The 22810-nt window shown below is 54.2% G+C and carries 19 protein-coding genes; 18 read left to right on the top strand and 1 reads right to left on the bottom strand.

Annotation, left to right across the window (positions count from 1 at the left end; genetic code table 11):
* Positions 1–49 precede the first annotated feature (49 nt).
* The 18 genes from BP07_RS05660 to BP07_RS05575 all read left to right on the top strand — a co-directional run bounded on the left by BP07_RS05660 (position 50) and on the right by BP07_RS05575 (position 21546).
* A complete protein-coding gene (locus tag BP07_RS05660; RefSeq protein WP_084174131.1) occupies positions 50–727 on the top strand; it encodes a methyltransferase domain-containing protein in 678 nt (225 codons plus the stop codon).
* 28 nt (positions 728–755) lie between these two features.
* Positions 756–1880, top strand: a complete 1125-nt coding sequence (locus tag BP07_RS05655; RefSeq protein ID WP_052353280.1) for a glycosyltransferase family 2 protein — start codon at positions 756–758, stop codon at positions 1878–1880.
* On the top strand, positions 1877–2983 hold the full coding sequence (locus BP07_RS05650; RefSeq protein WP_042686761.1) for a glycosyltransferase family 4 protein: 1107 nt from the start codon (positions 1877–1879) through the stop codon (positions 2981–2983). Before BP07_RS05655 ends, BP07_RS05650 begins: the two co-directional genes overlap by 4 nt.
* Complete coding sequence (locus tag BP07_RS05645) at positions 2980–4179, top strand: glycosyltransferase family 4 protein (protein ID WP_042686759.1); 1200 nt, start codon at positions 2980–2982, stop codon at positions 4177–4179. Before BP07_RS05650 ends, BP07_RS05645 begins: the two co-directional genes overlap by 4 nt.
* Positions 4176–5282, top strand: coding sequence for a glycosyltransferase family 4 protein (locus BP07_RS08400; protein ID WP_052353279.1), 1107 nt, complete (start codon positions 4176–4178; stop codon positions 5280–5282). The genes BP07_RS05645 and BP07_RS08400 overlap by 4 nt, the downstream gene beginning before the upstream one ends.
* Positions 5279–6274 carry a glycosyltransferase family 4 protein gene (locus BP07_RS05635; protein ID WP_042686758.1) on the top strand — a complete coding sequence of 332 codons (996 nt, stop codon included), beginning with the start codon at positions 5279–5281 and terminating at the stop codon, positions 6272–6274. Before BP07_RS08400 ends, BP07_RS05635 begins: the two co-directional genes overlap by 4 nt.
* Complete coding sequence (locus tag BP07_RS05630; RefSeq protein WP_042686756.1) at positions 6267–6959, top strand: dTMP kinase; 693 nt, start codon at positions 6267–6269, stop codon at positions 6957–6959. The genes BP07_RS05635 and BP07_RS05630 overlap by 8 nt, the downstream gene beginning before the upstream one ends.
* On the top strand, positions 6935–8008 hold the full coding sequence (locus tag BP07_RS05625) for a nucleotidyltransferase family protein (RefSeq protein ID WP_042686754.1): 1074 nt from the start codon (positions 6935–6937) through the stop codon (positions 8006–8008). Before BP07_RS05630 ends, BP07_RS05625 begins: the two co-directional genes overlap by 25 nt.
* Positions 7981–10191, top strand: coding sequence for a DUF2206 domain-containing protein (locus BP07_RS05620; RefSeq protein ID WP_042686753.1), 2211 nt, complete (start codon positions 7981–7983; stop codon positions 10189–10191). Before BP07_RS05625 ends, BP07_RS05620 begins: the two co-directional genes overlap by 28 nt.
* Positions 10192–10237: 46 nt before the next feature.
* Complete coding sequence (locus tag BP07_RS05615; RefSeq protein ID WP_157203109.1) at positions 10238–11290, top strand: glycosyltransferase family 4 protein; 1053 nt, start codon at positions 10238–10240, stop codon at positions 11288–11290.
* A complete protein-coding gene (locus tag BP07_RS05610; RefSeq protein WP_042686749.1) occupies positions 11280–12470 on the top strand; it encodes a glycosyltransferase family 4 protein in 1191 nt (396 codons plus the stop codon). The genes BP07_RS05615 and BP07_RS05610 overlap by 11 nt, the downstream gene beginning before the upstream one ends.
* Positions 12467–13618 carry a glycosyltransferase family 4 protein gene (locus BP07_RS05605; RefSeq protein ID WP_042686748.1) on the top strand — a complete coding sequence of 384 codons (1152 nt, stop codon included), beginning with the start codon at positions 12467–12469 and terminating at the stop codon, positions 13616–13618. Before BP07_RS05610 ends, BP07_RS05605 begins: the two co-directional genes overlap by 4 nt.
* A gap of 538 nt (positions 13619–14156) precedes the next feature.
* Complete coding sequence (locus tag BP07_RS05600; protein WP_042686746.1) at positions 14157–15578, top strand: flippase; 1422 nt, start codon at positions 14157–14159, stop codon at positions 15576–15578.
* Between the two features lie 72 nt (positions 15579–15650).
* Complete coding sequence (locus BP07_RS05595) at positions 15651–16766, top strand: radical SAM protein (RefSeq protein ID WP_245597062.1); 1116 nt, start codon at positions 15651–15653, stop codon at positions 16764–16766.
* Positions 16751–17878, top strand: coding sequence for a glycosyltransferase family 4 protein (locus tag BP07_RS05590; RefSeq protein WP_042686742.1), 1128 nt, complete (start codon positions 16751–16753; stop codon positions 17876–17878). Before BP07_RS05595 ends, BP07_RS05590 begins: the two co-directional genes overlap by 16 nt.
* A 36-nt stretch (positions 17879–17914) precedes the next feature.
* Positions 17915–18943: an NAD-dependent epimerase/dehydratase family protein gene (locus BP07_RS05585; RefSeq protein ID WP_042686741.1), complete on the top strand. Its 1029-nt coding sequence runs from the start codon at positions 17915–17917 to the stop codon at positions 18941–18943.
* Between the two features lie 4 nt (positions 18944–18947).
* The gene (locus BP07_RS05580) at positions 18948–19682 is read left to right on the top strand and encodes a nucleotidyltransferase family protein (RefSeq protein ID WP_042686739.1); all 735 of its coding nucleotides are present in this window, start codon (positions 18948–18950) and stop codon (positions 19680–19682) included.
* On the top strand, positions 19666–21546 hold the full coding sequence (locus BP07_RS05575; RefSeq protein ID WP_042686737.1) for a family 14 glycosylhydrolase: 1881 nt from the start codon (positions 19666–19668) through the stop codon (positions 21544–21546). Before BP07_RS05580 ends, BP07_RS05575 begins: the two co-directional genes overlap by 17 nt.
* Here BP07_RS05575 and BP07_RS05570 read toward each other — a convergent pair.
* Entirely contained in the window at positions 21543–22775 is a 1233-nt protein-coding gene (locus BP07_RS05570; protein ID WP_042686736.1) for a GDP-mannose 4,6-dehydratase, read from the bottom strand. The two genes, BP07_RS05575 and BP07_RS05570, sit on opposite strands and share 4 nt — an antisense overlap.
* Between the last annotated feature and the right edge of the window lie 35 nt (positions 22776–22810).

Raw genomic sequence — 22810 nt, 5'->3', positions numbered from 1 at the left:
GACTTTGCACAAAAAAGGACGATGGAGCACTTTACTGAAAGTGACGATTATGCTGCAAGAAGTGGCTATGTCCATCCAGAGCAAGACCCCATCATCTTGGACTTCATCAAGCACAGGTGCAGCCAAGCATCAAAGGTCTTGGAGGTGGGGGGGGGGCAGCGGGTACATGCTCGACTTGGTTGCATCTCACGCGGGCATATCCAACCTCTATAACTGCGAGCTCGTTGCACATGCCTACAGGCAGCAGGTAAATGAGCACATAAATCTGGTTGGCGGCGATGCCTGCCATCTGCCGTTTAAGGATGGCACCTTCGATTTTCTGATTGCCAAGAACCTCCTGCATCACCTTGTGGGGATGACGAGAGGAAGGTCAAAGAAAAAGGCGGGAGATGCCATTAGGGAGTTTAAAAGGGTCGTTAGGAAAGGAGGATACATCGTCCTGCTTGAACAATACAACGAGCACGAGTTTTTCGCCTCTGCGCTCTTCTATATCTCGCTTCTCTTCTCATTTCTCAACATCAGCATCAGATGGTTTGGGTGGAACAGAAAGGTGATTGTGTCATTTTTAACACCCCAGCAGATAAAAAGCCTTTTTGCCGAAAGCGGCATGAGGATTGAGCTACTAAGATGCTATCCGCTGGCAGTGCCAAGAAGGCTCAAGTATACTCTTCTGATGTCCAAGATAGGGCGAATGCTGCTGGTTGCCACACGCGATGGCATAACTTAAATTAGGAAGATGTATAGATGATGCTAGGATGCCAGAGGTGTCGGTGGTCCTTCCCACGAGGAACGAGCGGGAGGGCATAGGGGAGTGCATACGCACCATTCAGCAGGTGTTCGAGCGAGAGGGCATTGACGGCGAGATTATCGTGGCGGACAGCTCCACCGATGACACACCAAGCATCGCCCGCTCCCTTGGGGCGAGAGTGGTAAAGCCAGACAGGCTGGGCTATGGCTATGCATACAGGGTGGGCTTTGCCAGCGCCCGTGGAAGATACATCGTGATGGGCGATGCCGATGGCACGTACGACTTCTCCGAGCTTCCAAGGCTCTTGGAGCCCCTGAAGAACGGTGCGGACATGGTGATTGGCAGCAGGTTCAGGGGCACCATGGAGAAGGGGGCGATGCCGTGGCTGCACCGTCACATAGGAAACCCCATCCTCACGTGGTTTTTGAACGTGTTCTTCAAGGCGGGCGTGAGCGATGCCCACAGCGGCTTTCGGGCGTTCTCCTCTGAGGCGCTCCAGAGAATGCGCCTTCGCTCCTCTGGCATGGAGTTCGCCTCCGAGATGGTGATGGAGGCAGTGAGAAGGGGGCTCAGGATAGAGGAGGTGCCCATCACGTATCGAAGGCGCATGGGGGACTCCAAGCTGAACTCGTTTTCAGATGGGTGGAGGCACCTGAAGTTCATGCTGCTGCACACTCCAAAGCACCTGTACTACCTTCCGGGGCTCGTGATGTTCACGCTCGGCATGGTGGTGGTGCTGCTGATGAGCGTCTTCGATGTGTGGGTGGGAGGAGTCCATCTTGGCATACACTCGATGTTTGCAGCCTCCCTGCTCGCGATACTGGGCTACCAGCTCGTGTCCCTCGGGCTGTTCTCAGCGGTGTACGGGCATGGCAGGGGCGTGCTCGACTACGACCGCATCACACACTTCATCATCGAGCACGCCCCCCTCGAACGAGGGGCAGCGGTGGGGGCTGCCATCTTTCTTCTGGGCTTTGTGTACACTGCATATCTCGTCGTGCAGTGGGTGGGCAGTGGTTTTACATATCTTCCTGTTCTGAAGCACGATGTGCTCGCCTTCACGCTGCTCGTGATAGGCGCGCAGACGTTCTTCTTCTCGTTCTTTTTGAGCATGCTGGGGGAGGGGAAGTGAGAATCGCCTTCGTGTACGATGCCGTGTACCCGTGGGTGAAGGGAGGAGCTGAGAAAAGAGTGTACGAGATTGGAAGGAGGCTCGCCAAGAGGGGACACGATGTACACTGGTTTGGCTTGAGGTGGTGGGGTGGGGAAAGAGATAGGGAGCTGGACGGCATCCATCTGCATGGCGTTGGCGCACCGAGGGAGCTGTACGTAAATGGCAGGCGCTCGATATCCGAGGGGGTGCTGTTTGGAATGAGCACCCTGACGGGGCTCAAGGGTGAGTTCGACGTGATAGACTGTCAGGAGTTTCCGTACTTCTCGTGCTTTTCTGCCAAGGTGCGCTCTGCCATCGGAGGCGCTCCCCTCGTAATCACGTGGCACGAGGTGTGGAAGGAATACTGGATGCGCTACTTGGGATGGAGGGGCATATTCGGAAAATGGGCAGAGCTGCTTACGGCAAGGCTCACTTCACACAACATCGCAGTATCGCACAGGACCAGAGATGACCTGCACGAGGTTGGCGTGAGGGGTGTGGAGGTAATACCCAACGGCATAGAGCTCGAGCATATCAGGAGGATAGCCCCCTCCGAGAGTGCATCAGACATCATTTTCGCTGGAAGGCTAATAAGGGATAAAAATGTCGATGTGCTGCTCGGGGCGGTGCACATCCTCAAGAAGTATATGCCTAATGTCGTGTGCCTCATAGTGGGTGATGGGCCAGAGAGGAAGAGGCTCGAGGCACTCGCACGAGGGCTTGGGATTTCTGGCAACGTGAGGTTCATGGGAACGCTGGATAGCCACGACGAGGTGATAGCGCACATGAAGTCCTCCCGCGTGTTCGTGCTGCCCTCCACGAGGGAGGGGTTTGGAATTGTTGCACTTGAGGCAAATGCGTGCGGTCTGCCAGTAGTCACGGTGAAGCACAAACTAAACGCTGCATGCGATATAGCGTGTGGACTTCTGTGTGAGCTCTCCCCAGAGAGCATGGCACAGAAGATATTGGAGGGTATGGAGAGAGGAGGGGAGCTGGCTGGGCTGTGCGTGGAGAGCGCCAAGAGGTACGACTGGGAAGCCATTACCACACAGCTCGAGCGCTACTATGGGGAGATTGCATGAGGATTCTCCACCTGTATGACGGGCACGAGCGCGTGCTCGCTGGGGAGGGCTCTGTGCCCACGGTGGTGTACGAGCTTGCACGGCACACTGCACGACTGGGGCACGAGGTGGTGGTGCTGGAGAGGCGCTGGAGGGGACTCGACCATCATGAGGAGAGGGATGGCGTGCTCTTTGAGAGGTTTGACCTGAACGTGTGTCCGAACGTGTCCAACGCCGTCCCCGTGTACACCATGATGAAGAGCCCCCTTGGTGTGTTAAGGCTCGTCGTGGATAGGGCGCTGTTTGCCCTTAAGGCGAGAAGGTACCTCGATGGGTTCGATGTGGTGCACGTGCATCTGCCCTTTGCCGCCAACGTGCTTTTGGCACTGGATGGCTCGCTGGGAAAGAGGATGGTGTACACTGTCCATGCAGATGAGTATCGCTTAGGACTAAGCAGATTTCTTAAGCCCCCATTAGTGACAAGGGCTTTCTCGCCCGATTTGTATTTGATGAGGAGAGTTAAAAAGAGCGTTCTTTTAAATGAGTCTATAATGAGTAAGATTGTCGAGAAGGGAATTAAAAAAGAGAGCTTAGAAGCAATACCCAATGGTGTAAACCTACATTGGTTTGACTTTACTGATAATGAGGGGATAAAAAATAGCTATGGGTTCGATGACTTTGTGGTGTTGTTCGTGGGGACACTAACACCAAGAAAGGGTGTGGAGTACCTTGTGAAGGCCCTACACCTCATTGGAGATGAGAAGGTACAGCTTGTGATAGCTGGAAACGACAGGGCGGACGTGAGCTACTCATCCAAGATAAAAGACTATGTCGAGAGGAAGAGGATTAATGTGAGGTTCATGGGGTTCCTTCATCCTAAGATGCTTAAAGGGCTGTATGCGGTGTGCGATGTGTTCGTTCTGCCATCCCTCGAGGAAGGCTTTGGCATGGTGCTCACCGAAGCGATGGCATCTGGAAAGCCCCTCGTGGGCACGAGAGTAGGGGGGATACCCATGCAGATACGGGATGGATGGAACGGCTTTCTGGTAGAGCCTGCGAATGAAGAGCAGCTCGCGGAGAGGATAGAGTATTTAATTGAGAACGAGGAAGAAAGAAAAAGAATGGGTAAAAACAGCCGAAGGCTCGCCGAGGAGGAGTTTTCGTGGGAGCGGATTGCGAAGAGGTATGTAGAGGTGTATGAGGAAGTCAGTGGGTGAGGGCGTGTATTCAGATGTGTGGAGCTTCGGCGATAAAGAGCAGCATTACGGAGTTCGTAGAGGAAATAGTTGGCTGTAAAAAGTGCAGGATAGCAATCCTCCTGCCAACATTTTCGAGGTTCGACGGAGTTGGCAAGGTAGTGGAGCAGCAGTCCGAGGAGCTATCGGGTGCAGGACACCATGTATCCATCTTCACCCTCGAGGCTGATATGAGCCCACCAAAAGGCGTTGCACTATTGAGGTTGAGGGCGCCAAGAAATCTCCTTATAAACAGGGTGTATCGCGTGCTCTTCGTGCTTGACCCAAGGGTGCTGGTGTGGGCATCGAGGCTCAAGGGGTTTGATGTAATAATCGCCCACCAGTATCCCATGACCTATGTGGGGTACATTGCCAAAAAGCTGCATGGGGTAAGGTATGTGTTTTATAACCATGGACAGGCGTATCAGGGAATATTCGCCCTGAGCTCCCTTGAGAGGGTGTATCACCGGCTCATGTGCGCACTTGAGGACATGAGTATCAAAAACGCCGACAGTGCGGTGTGTGTGAGCGAGTTTCTGAGAAGGGAGCTAAAAGAGAGGGTGGGAATGGACGGGTTTGTGATATACAACAAGGTCGATGAGAGGTTCAGAAGGGGTCTGGATGGTAGCTCCATAAGAAGAAGATATGGTATAGGGAATGACCCCCTCGTTCTGTATGTGGGAAGGATAGTGCCCCACAAGGGCGTTCACATACTCATCGAGGCATTCAGGAGGGTGAGGAGGGAGATTCCCAACGCCAAGCTGCTGATAGTGGGAAGGCATTACTATGTCGAGTACTCTAAAAGGCTGAGGGGGATGGTTGATGAGTCTGTCATCTTTGCAGAGGATGTGCCAGATGATGAGCTCCCTCTTTATTATGCGGCGTGTGATGTTTATGCCACCTGCTCCCTCTGGGAGGGTTTCAATCTACCCATCGCAGAGGCACAGGCGTGTGGCAAGCCTGTGGTGGCATTTCGCGTGGGCTCACACCCCGAGGTTGTGGACGGGCACGGAACGCTCGTCGAGGCGGGAGATGTGGTGCAGTTTTCAGAGGCGTGTATACGGAAGCTGAGGGGTGCAAGATGAAAGTATGCCTTATAGGGCACTTCAGGGGAAACACGGATGAGGGCTTCAGAAATGTTTCCCACAACATCTCTGTGCACCTCCAAAAGCTCCACGAGGTGCATTCGATAGACGCGGGGGTGTCCATCTTTCCAGAGGCTCTGAGGATGCACAGCCCAAGCGTGGTCCATCAGGTTGCGGGCCCCTCTCTCAGAGCCTTTCTGACGCTGAGGTATGTCGGCATGCTGACAGGTGCACCCACGGTGCTCTCTGCACTGCACCCCGAGTGCCTTCAGCTCTTCTCCAAGGGCATTCGCAGAAGTCTCGTCCCTCTTTTGAGGCCCAAGGTGGTGCTCGTTCAGTCCCATACCAGCGATGAGCTTTTTAGGGGGCTTGGGTGCAACACGAGGCTCTTGCCAAATGGTGTGGACACCGGGAGGTTTGTGCCCGTGTGTGAGGAGGAAAAGCTGAAGCTCAGGGAGAAATACGGAATCGACAAGGAGAGGTTCGTGGTACTTCATGTGGGGCACATAATAAATGAGAGAAACCTGCAGGTCTTTAGAGACGTTCGCCGGGAGGACATACAGGTTGTGGTCGTCGCCAGCACTCACAAGCCCTTTGATGAGGCTGTTTTTAGGCTGCTGAAGGAGCTGGGATGCAAAGTGATTGCGGAATACCTTCCCAAGGTTGAGGAGGTGTACCAGCTTTCTGACTGCTATGTATTTCCCGCTATGGAGAACAACAGCATATTCATGCCCCTCTCTGTTCTGGAGGCGATGGCGTGCAACCTGCCGGTGATAACCACGAGGTTCGAGGGGCTGACGACCTTTTTTGGGGAGGGAAATGGGCTGTTCTTTGTTGACTCCAGAGGGCAGGACGACATTTTGAGCTTGATAGACGAGATTAGCGATGGAGTAAAGGTGAGCAACAGGGAGAGGGTCCTACCGTATTCGTGGGAAAATATAAGCATTGAGCTCACCAAGATTTACACTGAGGTGCTGGAAGGCGATGAGTAAGGGGAGCCTGATATGCTTTACAGGAATTGACGGGTCTGGCAAGAGCACCCTCGCAGAGATGCTGGTCGGAAGGATGGATGCAGAGGGTATGGAGGTGAGATACGTCCACAATGTATACAACTCCCTCCTCTTGAGGCCCATTATGGAACTCATGAAGAGGACGGTTTTTAAAGGGAAGACAATATCAGAGAATTACTGGGCGTTTGAGAGCACACGAAATGAGCTGTTCGAAAAGCCCCTTTTGTCCACTCTTTATAAGTACGCAGTTCTCTTGGATTACATCGCTCAGACGGTCTTTAGCGTTAAGATGCCTCTGATCATGGGAAAAAATGTTGTGTGTGACAGGTACGTGTACGATGTCATAGTAAACCTTGCAGTGGAGCTGCACCTCTCGAGAGAGGAGACAAAGAGGCTGGCAAGGTGGTGCTTTAGGGTGCTCTCGAAGCCAGATGTCCTATTTTTATTGGATGTCCCCGAGGATGTGGCATATAAAAGAAAGGACGACGTACCAAGCATCGAGTATCTGAGGGAGAGAAAGAGAGTGTATATGGATGTTGCAGAGGACGGCGGAATAATCAGGCTGGATGGCACAAAAAGTGTGGATGAGCTGGGGGTGCTGGCGTGGGAGAAGATGTGCGAGAGGCTGAGGGGAGAGGTGCCTTGCGGGAAGTTAGCAGCACCATAGCCCTTCTGAGGGTGATAGGCTCTCCATTCGCATACGAGTGCGAGCCCCCTGAGAGCAAGCGGGAGTGCTTAAGGCTGTATGAGCATGCAGTAAAGAACAAGGTAGGGCTGCTGTATCTCGAGCGTCTCAGCGAGATGGACATGCTGGATAGCCTCGAGCAAAAGCACAGAGAGGAGAGAGACAGACACAGGGAGCAGCTGCTTACCGCCATAAGGGTGTGTGAGCTTTTAAGCTCCCATGGTGCACGATATGCACTGTTCAAGAGCATCATGCCCTTTCCTGCCACACCCAACGATGTGGATGTGGTGCACTTTGGCTCGGATGAGGAGTATGATAGGATAGCAGAGGTGTTGCTTCGTTCGGGCTATGTGGAGGTAAAAGGCCATACAGACTCCTCCCAGAGGATGTTTCATGATGCAAGAGTATGCGAGCACGCGCACCCAGACAGAAAGGATGTGTACGATGTGGACATATATCACAAGGTTGCTGCGAGCTATCTCGTTTATCTGGACAGGAAAAAGCTCGAAAGGTGTGTGGTAGAGGAGAGGGTCTCGGGCGGTAGGATAAGGATGTTGACGCCAGAGGCAGAGCTCGTTGCCATAATCACCCATTCCATACTTCCAGAGCAGCTATTCACGGCTTTTGCGTACTATCCAGCACTGTATTACCTTGCAAAAATGAGCCCCCGCGAAATCAGGCGGTTTGTCGGCATGGCAGAGGAGAGTGCAGTCAAAACTGCCGTAAGGGCGCATCTCTCCCTCACAGCACAGCTCCACGAAACAGCCCATGGCTTCGTTCCAGAGGAGGTCAACAGGGTGCTCGAGGTGGTCGGGAAGGACAAAGGGGAGGTGGACAGACTGCTGAGAAATGACATGAACACACCACATCGCTATAGCCTTTGGACATTGTTCAGGCTCCTCGTGGAAAAGTGCAAGGAGGGCGAGTTCAGAAGAAGCGTTGTTGACCAGATGGTGCACATGACAGACCCCACCCTTTTAAGGTGGGTAATTGGCAACATCATATGGAGAAGGAGAAGGAAGACATATTGAGCGCACTCAGAGGGGTTATGATGGAGAGGGACCCTCTTAAGAACGGACTCATGGCCTTAGTGGCTTTGCTTCTGATAGTAAATGCCGTTATATTTCTGGACATACCCTTCGTGAGGGCTGTCCTGAGCTATGCGTTCTTCTCCATCGTCCCTGGGCTTCTGATTTTATATGCCCTTGGGCTAACCGAAATCGACCTTTGGAGAAGGGCCGTGCTTTCCTATGGCCTGAGCATCTCCTTCATGCTGCTGGGAGGGCTTCTCGTGAACTGGGTGCTTCCGATGGTCGGAATCCAGAGCCCCCTCTCAACGCATCCGCTGGTGCTGTCCTTTGACGTCATGATAGGGGCGCTATGCCTGCTGGTGTATCAGAGGTACAAGCACGAGGGCACGGCTCCATGGACGCTCGATGTTGGCTCTTTAAGTGCAGATGGGCTGTCACCACCCCTCATTTTTGCTTTTATCCTGCCGTTTATAGCTATATTTGGAGCTCTGCTCATGAATGTGACAGATAACAACGTGGTCCTGCTGCTAATGCCCTTTTTGGTCTCGGGCTACATTGCCCTCCTCATACTCCTTGGGGAGAGAGTTCCAAAGTCCACATATCCCATTGCAGTGCTGATGGCTGGTCTTGCCATCACGCTTATTCTGCCTTTGAGGGGTGAGTACATGCTCATAGGGGCAGATGCCCCTCAGGAGTACAGGTTCATGGCCCACACCATCGCTCATGGATACTGGGATATGGGGCTGAGCACGGGGGACCCCACCAAAGCCATCAACGCATGCCTGAGTGTCTCGCTGCTGCGTCCAGTAATACACTTTCTTACGGGTATAGGTGCCGAGTGGACATACAGGCTTGTGACGCCCCTACTCCTCGCAATCATCCCGCTGGCTCTCTTTGTCCTCTTCAGGGACTATATAGGTGAGAAATACGCGCTTCTAACCTCGCTGTTCTTCATCTCCCAGTACAACTTTATATACTCAATAAATGGAGCGAGAATACACACAGGGGTGTTTTTCCTATGTCTGTTGGCATTTGCCCTCTTTGATAGAGATATTGACCACCTGAGCAGAAAGCTGATGGTGTTCGTGTTTGCATTCTCCTTGGTACTGACATACTACTCATTCTGCTACATATTTGGCATCCTGTTGGTACTCTCATTGCTTGTGCTATCCCTTGGGACGCTCTTAGGTGGCCACTCGGCGAGGTGGAGGAGTCCCATCACCTTTAGCATAGCTGCCTTTTATTTTGTCTCCTTGTTTTTATGGTGGAGCCAGATAACTGAGGCACATTTTCAGGCACTTGCAATCTTCACCGAGATGACACTTAGAAGCATGGCCCATCCATTTCTTACTGAATCACACGACGTTCTGGCCCAAAAAGCGGTGGGCATGGGACTGCACGGGACGGTGGAGATACTGAACTTCGTGATATATTATATCACGCTGTCTCTCATTTTCTTGGGAGGCCTCGGGTTAATAAGACGATACAGGACCTCGAGCTTTGGGGCTGGGTATGTTTCGATGGTGGTTAGCTGTCTGATATGTTGGGGCATAGTGTTCGCGTCTCCCTACGTTGCTCAGGACTTTGGTATTGAGAGGGTGTACTTCCCCACGATTGTTTTCTTAAGTCCCATGTTGGTGCTGGGAGCCAGTACGCTCTTCCAGATGCTCTCCGCCATAAGCAAACACACACTTGGGCTCAACCCCCTCCCACTCGGACATGGAGGGCTGGTGGTGGCGCTGGTACTGGCGGTGATAGTAGCCCAGTTCATGGTCAACATGGGCATCACCTATCAGGCTTTCGGTGAGCCACGGTCGGTGATTCTCAACTCCGAGGGGCTTCAGTATGACCTCTGGTATATACACGCTGAGGAGAAGAGCGCTGTTGAGTGGCTGGAAGGCAACATGAACGAAGAGTTCGATGTATATGGAGATGCATACGCTGGGTACAGGTTTTTTGCGTCTAAAGTCAAATACAACGGAGAGCTTTTTAAAAATAACAGGACGATAGATAAGGGCTATATATTTTTGAGATACCAGAATGTGGTTGACGGAACCGTATACACATGGTTTAAGAGAAAGGACTGGAGCACTCTCAAAAGCATTGAAGACTACTCCCACATCCTTGCTGGAAAGCACAGGATATACGACAACGGTGGAGCAGAGATATTTATAGCTGAGTAGGGGAGCTGGGCGGGAAGGATGGGATGGTATCTTGGAGGGAGCTGACATGAAGGTGGCACTTGTGGGGGACTGCTTTTCTGTGGAGAGGGGAACGGGCTTGGCGAGATACTCCAGAGAGCTGCTACGAGGGCTGCGTAGCATGGGGACCAGCGCCGAGCCCGTGTGTGTCAGGGTGCCCAGCGTCCCGTTTGGCACCACAATCAGCCATGTATTTAGCCTTCCCCTCCACGTGCTCAGGCGTGCCCAAGGCTTTGAGGTGATACATGCGACATCCCCCATAACCGGGCTCTCATTTCCGCTTTTAAAGAAGCCAAAGGTGGTCACCTATCATGATTTGACCTCTATTCTGTGCAGGGACAGCGGCGCTGCCCTGCACACAAGGTTATCGGCCCTTCATGTCTACAGGCTGGTGGGAAAACACTGCGATAGGGCGATTGCGGTGTCCACCCAGACCAAGCAGGAGATGATGACACATCTTGAAATCCCAGAAGAGAAGATAGCCGTAGTGCATAATGGAATAGACGAGAGATTCGTGCCCATTGAGAAGGAAAGAAAGCCCCATTACACAGTTGGTTATCTGGGGGCTCTGAAAAGGAGAAAAAGCGTGGACTACCTCATCAGGGCATTTTATCAGCTGAGGAAAAGACATCCCGAGATAGATGTCAGGCTCTCGATATGGGGGGAGGGTGAGGAGCGACCTCTCTTGGCTGAGCTGGTGGAGCACCTCGGTCTTTTGAGGTGTGTGAGGTTTGAGGGCTCTGCACCGGATGAGGAGATAGTGAAGGTGTACAATTCATTTGATGTACTCGTGGTTCCAAGTGTGTGGGAGGGCTTTTGCATTCCCATATTGGAGGCTCAGAGGTGCGGAGTGCCCGTGATAATTAGAGAGGGTGCTCACATCCCTTTGGAGGTCTCAAAATGCTGCATAAGGTCGAGTTCAGAGGAGGATATGGCAGAGAGGATGTACGATGTCATCACAGATGCCGACTTGAGACATCGGGTGGTGAGGGAGGGAATTAGCCATAGCAGGCAGTTCACATGGGAAAGGGCAGCCAGAGAGACACTGCAGGTGTACGAGGAGGCTTACAATGGAAGTTGACTACATAAGCGGCAAAAAGAGGGATTACCTCATAGCCACAACAAAGTATCAACGGGAGATACACGAGAGGCTGAAGGGTGAGGTTGAGCTGCGGGCTATTGAGTACACCTCTCTCGTGGATGTTATAAAGAGAGTGCACAAGGCAGCCTCAGCAAGACCTCCAGCAAGCTCTCAGGACGCCTCCTCGGGCTCTCTGGGGATGCTGTTATCTCATGAGCTGGTCAATGTCCCTGTGAATGCTGTAGCAAGGGCTTGCGATTACATGGACAAGCTTCTGTATGCTTGCATTGTGAAGAAAAACCTAAGAGAAGATAGTATAAAGCACATAGCCTCTCAGGAACTGGCATATATATTGGGGGTGCTCAAGCTCAAAAATACTATCCTCACCTGCTATGACCTCGTACCTTGGGTGTTTGACGGTAATCGCTCATTCATGTGGAAGCTTAATATGAGGGGGATGAGAAGGGCAGAGAGAATCATAACAATATCAGAGTTCTCTAAAAATGAGATTGTAAGGCATTTGGGCTATCCCGAGGATAAGATTCATGTCATCTATCCTGCTGTGGACAGTAGCAAGTACCGTAGAACAGAAGGGGCAAAGGTATTGGAAAGTCTGGGAATCTCACAGGATGAGAGGATAGTTCTGTATGTGGGCTCAGAGGAGGGTAGAAAGAACCTCTCGCTTCTTATACGGGCACTCGCCAAGCTAAGGGACAGGCTTTCCAACATCAGGCTCGTGAAGGTCGGCAATCCCAGCTACCGCCGTGGAAGGAAGGAACTTCTGGGGCTGATAAAAATGCTGGGTCTGGAGAGAGAGGTGATTTTTGCTGGATACGTCGATGAGGATGAGCTTCCAGCATGGTACAACGCCGCCGACCTCTTCGTGTATCCCTCGCTGTACGAGGGCTTTGGGCTTCCGCCCCTCGAGGCGATGGCATGCGGATGCCCCGTAATCACCTCCAACACCTCCTCGCTCCCAGAGGTGGTGGGCGATGCTGGCATCATGGTGGACCCCCACGATGTGGATGCGCTCGCGGATGCGATGGAGCGCGTGCTCACAGATGAGTCCTTAAGGGAGGACATGCGAAGGAGGGGGCTTGAGAGGGCGAGACAGTTCAGCTGGGATGAGGCAGCGAGGCAGACGATGGAGGTGTACAGAGAGGTTGAGGGGGGCTTATGAGGATACTTGCCATCCACAGCTACCTTCTGCAGAAGAGGGGGGCAGAGCTCGCCCTGTTCAACATGGTGTGCTCGCTCAGGAAGAGGGGACACGATGTGGACGTGCTTGCCCTGAGGGTCTCGGAGGAATACGCTCAGGCGTTAAGGGAGAGGGGTGTTGGGGTGGTGAGAGGTGGTGCACACAGCTCATCGGGGATTTTTAGCACCATCCGAAATATGGTTGAGTGCTACAGGTTCATAAAGCGAAGCTCAGGGGAATACGATGTTGCCCTTGTTCACCACTACTGGCTCTCGCCCATGTCCCTTCCCCTTCTAAAAATTCCGAGGGTGTACTACTGCCCAGAGCCTCCGAGGGACTACTACGAGCCTGATGTGGGCGGCATCAAAGGCGCAGGGGGGCCGAGCGGGCTGATAAGGCGGGTTTTTCATGTGCTCTACAAGCGGATAGATGCATATTGCGTGAGATATGCGGACATCATACTCTCGAACAGCCACTATGGCAAGGAGTACATCTGGAGGTGCTATGGGATACTTCCCAGAACAAACTACCTTGGAGTTGATGTAGAGCGGTTTCGTCCACTGAAAATAAAAAGGGAGAATATCGTGCTCTCAGTGGGTGCACTGCATCCACGAAAAGGACATGACCTCGTGATAAGGGCGGTGGCTCGCATCCCCGAAGAAGGGCGCCCCGCAGTGGTGATTGTGGGAGCGGGCTCAGAGGGGTACAGAGCTTGGCTCGTGGAGCTTGCAGATAGCCTCCATGTGAACCTTCAGATAGAGAGCAACCTCAGCGATGCAGATATGGTGGAGCTTTACAGCAGGGCATCCCTCGTGGCGTGCGCATATGTCATGGAGCCCTTCGGGCTCGTGGCGATAGAGGCGATGGCATGTGAGACGCCAGTGGTGGCTGTAAGCGAGGGAGGACTGAGAGAGAGCATCACCGAGGAGACGGGAATTCTCACCCATAGGGACGAGGAGGAGTTCGCAGAGGCGATTCGGTACATCTTAGAGCATCCAGAGGCTGCGGAAAGGATGGGAAGGAGGGGAAGAGAGAGGGTCGTGAAGTATTTTACATGGGAGAGGTGTGCACAGGAGCTGGAAAAGAACCTCATGAGGGCTGTGAAGCTGCACAATCGCGGGGCTGATTAGTGAGGTGAAACAGCATGCCCAAGCTGTATGTCAATATGCACAAAGGTATATCATAGGTATGCACAGGGCACTCTCTTCAAAAGTCATAAATGGCCTTTTTCTGGGTTTTATCGCTCTTTGTATGCATAAAATGGACTAATTTTTGATGCTTTGCATACATGCATACAACCTTGCATACGCCCTCGGAGGTATGCCCACAAGCTGGAAATGAGAATAAAGAGTTTTCTGGATTTTTCCAATCCATAACCCCTCATATGGCCTGATTTTCCAGCGGATAGGGTGCATGCATACAAAAGATGCATACTCCTTTTTTATGGGGGTGCCTCTGTGGGGTGTGGAGTACGCTGGGCTGCTATATGGCGTGGACAGTGTTAGCATATCCCCACAAGTCCCGTGAATTCGCTCACAGGTGGGAATGCATGGAGGGGAGTATGCCACAGGAGTATGTAATGTGAAAAGCTTTTTAAGGGAAAATGCTGTTGGCTCAGAGGAGCTGCCCACGGCTGCGCAGACATATAAAGGATGAGCAGGGTTTTTCATGAGTGCATCGAGGATAATATTCAAGAACTTCACATCGCTGATGGGTGCACAGATTGTAAGCTTTGTGCTCGGCTTCTTTGCGGTCATCTACCTTGCCCGAGTGCTCGATGCAGATGGGTTTGGCAAGATAAACTTCGCCATGGCAGTGGTGGTGTACTTCACGCTGCTCACAGACCTCGGGCTTCCCATGTTCGGCATCCGTGAGGTGGCGAGGGACAGGGCGAATGTAAGGAAGTACGTGGGCGACATTCTCACCCTTCGAATGCTCTTTGCCGTGGGTGCGTTCCTGCTGGTGCTGGCTCTGGCGTTTCTGCTGAACAAGCCCCAAGAGATAAAGCTGCTCATCGTGCTCTATGGGTTGGGGCTGCTGCCCTCGGCGCTGCTCGTGGAGTGGGCGTTTCAGGGAGTCGAGAAAATGGAGTACATCGGGCTCTCCCGTGCGCTCGCTGCCGCCACGTACACGGGGCTCGTGCTCGGCATAGTGAGGGGGCCAGAGGACATCCTGCTCGTGCCCATCTTTCACGTGTGTGCAACCGTGCTGAGTGTGGTGCTCCTGATGTCCATCTTCATCAGAAAGTACGGCCCTCCCACCTTGAGGTTTCCGAGAGAGTCGCTCAGATATATCGTGCTCTCTGCGCTTCCGATAGGGCTTGCGGGCATGCTCGTTCAGGCGATATACTACATGGACACGGTGATGCTGGGCTTCATGAGGACGGTGTTCGAGGTGGGCTACTACAGCGCTGCCTACAAGATAATCTTCCTGCTGATTGGAGTGGTTGGAATATACTTCAACAGCGTGTTTCCGCCCCTGTGCAGCTACTACAAGACATCCTTGGATGCGTTCAGGGAACTCATGTCCCACAGCGTCAGGCTCATGATGGTGCTGGCTTGGCCCCTTGCCGTGGGCATCACCATCCTTGCGGCGCCCATAATGAGCCTGATATATGGGGTGGGGTACGAAAATGGCGTAATCGCGCTTCAGATACTCATCTGGTCCATGGCGCTCATATGCATAAACACGCCGTATGCATGGGGGCTGTGGGCATCGGACAGACAGAACAGGTACCTTAGGGTGGTGAGCATCCAGACAGTCGGGAACTTCATCCTCAACCTCCTCATGATACCTCCCCTCGGGCTCGTGGGTGCCTCACTTGCCACGGTGGCAGCCGAGCTGATTGGCATTCCCCTGTATTACAGGGAGCTAAAAAAGGTGGTGCACGTGCCCCTCTTGGGGCATGCCATGCGCCCCCTCATCGCCTCGGTGCCCATGGGGCTCGCACTCTACATGGGTGTTAGGATGGGGCTCAACGTGCTTTTGCTGGCAGGTGTGGGTGTGGTGGTGTACTTTGTTGTTTTGTATCTCGTGAGGGGGATAACAGAGGAGGACAAACGTCTGATTTTGAGCCTAATTGGAAGGTAATCGTGGGTGATATTTAGGATGGGTAAATAAAGTTTATATGCGTTGGTATCTGTCGTGGATAGTATATTGAGAGTGTGGAAATGGGTGATTCTGATGCTTCCCGTAAAAAGACTATTGTGGCTTCTCAAAAACAAGGGCTTTAGGTACACGTACAACTGGCTTCACTTCCACATCTTCTGGGGGTGGATAAGGGGTCATCCAAACCTGATAAAGCTGCTCTACAGGCTTGCACCATATCCCTCCTACATCGAGATGGAGGTCACCACCAGATGTGGTCTTAGGTGCATAATGTGCGAGCACACCTACTGGAACGAGCCCAACAGGGACATGTCCTTTGATGAGTTCAAGATGATAGTTGACCAGTTCCCCAACCTCAAGTGGATTGGCCTTACGGGAATTGGTGAGAGCTTTGTTAATAAGGACTTCATGAAGATGCTGCGGTACGTGAAGGAAAGGGACGTTTTTGTGGAGCTGTATGACAACTTCTACCATATAGATGAGAGCACAGCGAGAGAGCTCATAGAGCTCGAGGTAGACAAGATATTCGTCTCGTTTGATGCTGCCACCAAGGAAACCTACGAGCGTATAAGGGTGGGCTCAAGCTTCGAGAGGGTGATGGGCAACGTGAGAAGGATGTTTGAGCTCAAGCGGGAGATGGGGGCTCACTTTCCAGAGATTGCATTTCACTACATAGTGTGCAGGGAGAACATGCACGAGATGCTAAAGTACATAGAGCTTGTGCACTCCATTGCTGGCAGCGGTGTCGAGGTGCAGTTCACACGAATGCTGCACGAGTTCGAGGAGGTAAAGCACCTGTTTGTGGACATACCGCAGGAGCTTATCGATGAGGCTGAGAAGAGGGCAAGAGAGCTTGGGGTGAGAGTCGTGTGGAACCTCGATGTGCCCACGTGCAAGCCACCCATGAGCCAGTGCATCGAGTGGACCATGCCCTTTATCTTTGTCACTGGGCACGTGATACCGTGCTGCTCAGGAAACGAGGCAGGACGGCGGGACTTTCAGAAGGAGACCGCCCTTGGCAATGTATTTGAGCAGCCCTTCAAGGAGATATGGAACGGTGAGAAATATCGCAACCTCAGAAGGCTGCTGAGCCAAGGAAGACCTGCACCTCCGTGTGTGGACTGCTGTCTGTACAGCCCAAGCGGGGACAGCAAATGCACGTCCTCATAATCTACCCCAGCATAGATTTCTATGGAGGCGGCGAGCTGGTGGTGGTGAAGCTCGCCAACTTTCTCTCTGAGCAGGGCATCGAGAGCACCGTGCTCACCACATCAATCGTGCCAGAGGTCGAGAGGGAGATAGAGGGCAGCGATGTGGTGTGCGTAGAGGAGATGAGTCCACGTCTTTTTGATGTTGGCAAGTTCAGGGCGCTTTGGACCTACATGCGCCGCCACATCTCGAGGTGGGACGTGGTGAACGTGCACAACTACCCCTCCGAGCTCTGCGCCTTTATGTGCAAAAAGCCAGTGGTGTGGATGTGCAACGAGCCACCGAGGGTGCACCTGCGCTATGAGGTAGGTAGTGTGCCCGCACGGATGGGAAAGAGGTTGGTGCTGGCGTTCGACCGCCATGTGGCACGGCACTACATCGACGAGGCGGTGGTGGCAGACGAGTTCAATGCCCAGCGCTTCATGCGGCTCTATGGTAAGAAGCCCCACATAGTGCACTATGGAATAGAGTGCTCCCTTTTCGAGAGGGGCGATGGAGAGCGGATGAGAGAGCGGCTTGGTCTTGGAGATGGCTTCGTGGCGGTGCAGGTGGGAATGCTCACACCATACAAGAACCAGATGGAGAGCATACGGTGTGTGGAGGCTCTAAGGGACAGGATACCCAGCATCAGGCTGGTGCTCGCTGGAAAGGGCGACGTGGACTACGAGCAGGGGCTCAGAGAGTATGTGAAAGAGAGGGGGCTGGAGGGGCGCGTGGTGTTTTGCGGGCACGTGAGCCGAGAGGTGGTGCGCGACCTGTACCATGCGTGCGATGTGGCTCTGTTTCCCGTGAGGTCACAAGGCAGCTGGCTTTCGCCCTTTGAGGCGCTGTGTGCAGGGGTACCAATCGTGGTGTCCCCCGATATGACCGCTTCGAGCATCATCCAGCGGGAGGGCATTGGCGTGGTGACAGAGAGCTTCGAGGAGGCGGTGTGGCACATATACAGCGATCCAGAGAGGTACCGCAGGATGGCAGAGAGGGGCAGGCAGTGGGTGAGAGAGCACCTGAGCTGGAAGAGGTTCGGTGAGGGCATGCTTGCCGTGTTTGAGAGGGCAATGCACAGAAACTATTAACTGGTTGAGCCATATGAGTATAGGAGGTAGGTGTGTATGAAGGTTCTGGTCACTGGAGGATGCGGGTTCTTGGGCTCCCATGTGTGCGAGCTCTACAGGGGGATGGGCGAGGAGGTCGTATCGCTCGACAACCTCACAAAGCACGAGCTTGTGCGCACGGGCTACGATGTGGAGGGGGCGAGGCTGCACAACTGGAATGTGCTCAAGGAGATGGGTGTACAACTCGTAAAGGGGGACATACGCAACAAGGAAGAGGTGTTCGAGGCGGCAAGGGACTGTGACTACATAGTGCACACCGCTGCCCAGCCCGCAATGACCATCTCCATAGAGCAGCCAGAGCTCGACCTTTACTCAAACGTGGTGGGCACGTTCAACGTGCTCGAGGCTGCGAGAGCGTATGACATACCCGTGGTGAGCTGCTCGAGTATACACGTGTACGGAAACCAGATCAACGAGACGATACAGGAGGGGGAGGAGAGGTTCATACGAGAGCCTCCAGCCATAGACGAGAGCTATCCCGTGATGCAGGGAAAGCTCACGCCCCTTCACGTGTCAAAGCGTGCTGGCGAGCTGTATGTGCAGACGTACATAGACACCTATGGTCTGGATGCCGCCACATTCCGCCTCACGGGCATGTATGGGCCAAGGCAGTTCGGAGGGGAGGACCACGGCTGGGTTGCCAACTTCGTAATCCGCACCGTTCTGGGGCTTCCCATGAAGGTGTTCGGAACCGATAAGCAGATGAGGGACATCCTGTACGTCTCGGATGCGGCAGCTGCCTTCGATGCCTTCTACCGCCACCCCGTCCCCGGGCTGTACAACATAGGTGGGGGGGAGAGGAACATCATATCCATAAGGGAGTGCTTAAGGCTCATCAGGGAATTCGCTGGAAGGGAGCAGCACATCAGCTATGAGCCCAAGAGGCACGGGGACCTGTGGTACTTCGTGTGCGACATCACGAGAGCGAGAGAACACCTGAAATGGGAGCCACGGGTGTCCAACGAGGAGGGAATCAGAAGGCTTGTGAAGTGGGTGCAGGACAACGTGAGCCTGTTCAAGGGGTGAGCTGGTGAAGGCGCTCATACTGGCTGGGGGCAGGGGTAAGCGTCTTGGGGAGATAACTGAGGACGTGAACAAGTGCATGCTCTCTCTTCAGGACAGGCCCGTGCTGGAGTACAACCTCGACAGGGCAGTGGAGCTGGACGTGGACGAGATAGTGTTGGTGGTGGGCTACCGCGCAGAGGACATCATCAACAGATATGGCATATCCTATGAGGACACACGCATCCGCTACGTGATACAGTGGGAGCGAAGGGGGCTGGTGCACGCCATAGAGACCAGCCGCAATGCGCTCGAGGGAGAAGACTTCTTCCTTCTGCTCGGGGACGAGGTGCTCATCAACAGCCGCCACAGAGAGATGCTGAGGGCGTTCGAGGATGAGGGTGTGTTTGCCATGTGCGGCATACTCCACCAGCCAGAGAGAGCAAAAATAGGCAGGACGTACACCGTGCTCACCGATGAGTCGGGAAGGGTGTTCAGGCTGATAGAGAAGCCAAAGAAGCCCTTAAGCGACCTTCAGGGCACTGGCCACTGCATATTCAGAAACGAGATTTTCTCCTATATCGAGCGCACCCCCATACACCCAGAGCGGGGCGAGAAGGAGCTTCCCGACCTGATACAGTGTGCGGTGGACGATGGACGGCTGGTGAGGGTGTTCGACATATGTGATGCGTACACCAACATAAACTCCGAGGAGGACCTCTTGGAGGCAAAGAGGCTGCTTGAGGATGTCCGAGAGGCATGAGCCAATGGAAGCACATCCAGACATAGAGCTCATCCAGCAGTGGCAGTACCTCGGAAGGGTGCACCCGAAGATGCTCGAGGACGGGGCGTTCGAGGCGTGCAGGAAGGCTGGGCTCACGAGCGTGCAGTCCTATCTCTACTGGGCAGAGATAGAAAAGAGCGAGGAGGACATCGACTTCTCCTCGTACGACGAGCTGGTGGAAAAGCTAAAGCAGCACGGTCTCAAGTGGGTGCCCTTCTTGATTCTGGGACCACGATACTCAGTGCCGGACTGGTTCCACGCCTCAGAGGAGAGCGTGTATGCGAGGTGCCTTGAGCACGGGCTGGAGAGCAAGGTGCAGTCGATATGGAACCCCCACCTTCCGAGGTGGGTGGACCGCTTTCTGAAGATGGTGGCAGAGCACTATCGGGACAGCGGCGTGCTCGAGGCAATCACGCTTGGCATAAGCGGAAACTGGGGTGAGTCCATATACCCTGCTCACGGGGGGTTCACCAAGTTTCACACCCATCTTGGCTGGTGGTGTGGGGACGAACATGCGAGAGAGAGCTTTCAAAGGTTCGTCTCTGATAGATACCACACAGTGAAGGAGGTGAACAGGGCATGGGGCACACGCTTTTCAGACATGTCCGAGGTGTGCTATCCGCCATTGCGCTACACAACCGTGCTGTTCTTCCTGAATCGTGCACTGCAGAGGCTTCCCACATGGCTTTTGCGTGTGGCAGAGCCCCTATGGAGGAGATGGGGGCTCGCATTGAGCAGCCCCTCGCCCCTCTCGGTGCTTGGGAGGGGAAGGGAGGCGTGGTGGCTCGACTTTGTGCAGTGGTATGTGGACAGCATGACGAGGTGGGCGGAGTTCTGGGTGAGCTGCGCCCGCAAACACTTTCCAGACACTGAGATATACCTCGTGAGTGGGGGGATGGGCGAGCCCATGCTGGGTGCGGACTTTTCTGCACAGGTTGCGATGCTCTCCCGATATGGTGCTGGCATGAGAATCACCAACCAGAACGACGACTATGGGGAGAGCTTTATCGCCACACGGCTCGTATCCACTGCCGCACGGTTCTATCAGAGCTACTTCACCACAGAGGAGGGGGGCATCAACTCGGCAGATGGCATCACGATGCGCATCTTCGATGCCGCCACCTCAGGCGCCAAGGGTGCGTACTTCAAGAGTGTGATAGGCACTGGGAGAGACACGTGCACAGGCCGAGAGCATCCCGTGGGTGAGCCCACGAGGGGAGCCGATAACCTGAGAAGGTACAGGCACATCCTCACCCGAGAGCTGCCCATCATAGATGTGGCGGTGCTGTATCCCAACACCTCGATATACCTTGACCCGAGGCTCATCCATTCGGTGTATCGGCAGTGCTCGCTGCTGCGCGATGTGGTGGACCTCGACCTCGTGGACGAGCGGATGGTGGTGGATGGTGCCCTGAGGAGGTACCGCTTCCTCGTGCTGCTCGAGGGGAAGCGGCTTAAGGAGAGCACCCTCGAGAGCATCGAAAGCTGGATAGAGGACGGGGGCGTGCTCATCACACGCAAAGGGCTTGCGCATGCCCCCATGCAGGGCGCATCCGATGGGCTCTCACAGAGGGGAGAGGGACATGTGCTGGCACTGCGTGCGAGTGGATGTGAGTACCTTCGGCAGGTGGCACGTGCGGTGCACAACACCTCCCGCAGCTATCCGTGGCAGGGCGTTGCCGCCATTGACATCGAGTGGGACGGCGTGTATGCCTCCCTTTTCGAGAGGAGGGTGCTGTACTACAACTCCAACCAGCACCCAGTGAAAAAGCGGGGGGAAATAGGGGGGCGCACAATCGAGGTGGAGGTGCCACCGCTCTCGATAGCGAGCGTGCCCCTTTAGGCGAGCATCCTGTTCTCCTTCTTCACAAAAAAGTTAAGCTGGTCGCGTATGATGTCCTCGAGGGGGCGCTCTGCCACAAAGCCCAGCCTCTGAATCTTTCTGGTGTCTGCGAGCAGTATTGGCACCTCGGCGGGCCTGAAGCGCCGTGAATCGAACAGCACGGGCACCTTTCCCTTGTCGGTGTGCACCCAGATGCCCTCGTGCTCTGGGACAAACTCGAGCTCATCATCGAGCAGCATCCTGTCCACCTTGGTCTTCGTAAAGCGCACGCCAAACATCTCTGAGTCGTCCCTCTCGGTGGGCTGCTCCACCCTCACACCGCCCCTCATGGTCTCGATTGCCTCGACCGACCAGCCCGCCTGCTCGAGGCTTAGCAGGATGTAGCTCAGCACGGAGTGCGTTCTCATAGAGCCCTGGTTGTACACATCCCCGTCTTTGCCCTTATCTGCGAGCAGGCAGTAGCCCCTCACGATGTCGCTCACGTGGCTCCAGTCCCGAAGGGCATTGACGTTGCCAATGGTGATGCGGTCTGCCTCTCCCAGCTTGAGCTTCATCACCTGACTTGTGATGACGGACGTGACGAACATGATACCCCTTCCAGCACCCTCGTGGTTGAAGCCTCTGGAGACCACTGTCCTGAGCCCATAGGCGTTGTGGTAGTTTCTCATGAGAAGCTCGCCATGCACCTTGCTCACCGCATATGGGGACATGGGCCGCAGGGGGTTGGTCTCGGCTATTGGCACCTCTGGGATGCTCTCTGGCTCTGGGAACACCACGCCGTATCTCTCAAGAGCCCGCTCATACTGGGCACGGGAGGTAATCACCAGCCCATACTCCTCGCTCGAGCCCGCAAACACTATCTTGGGGTCCATGTCCTTTATGCGCACTGCCTCGAGCAGGTGGGCTGTGCCCGTGGTGTTGCTCTGCAGTGTGTCCAGCGGGTGGGTGAAGCTTCTCGGAACGAACGACTGGGCGGCAAGGTGGAATATCACGTCGGGCTCTGCCACATCCAGCGCATGGGCAAGCATGGATATGTCCGTGAGGTCCCCCTCGAGGATGTGTGCATCAGAGCACCGCTCGCATATGTTCTTGGGGACCACGCCGTCCGCCCTTCTTCTAACGAGCCCAAACACCTCTGCACCCATATCGAGCAGGTATCTCGAAAGATGTGAGCCCACAAACCCGCTGATTCCCGTTATCAGTATCCTCTTGCCCTCAAGTGTGCTCAATGTATCTCCCCATTGTCCATATGCTCAGATGTTGA

This window comes from Methermicoccus shengliensis DSM 18856 (genome assembly GCF_000711905.1).
GTDB lineage: Archaea > Halobacteriota > Methanosarcinia > DSM-18856 > Methermicoccaceae > Methermicoccus > Methermicoccus shengliensis.
This window is presented reverse-complemented; position numbering and strand designations above follow the sequence as displayed.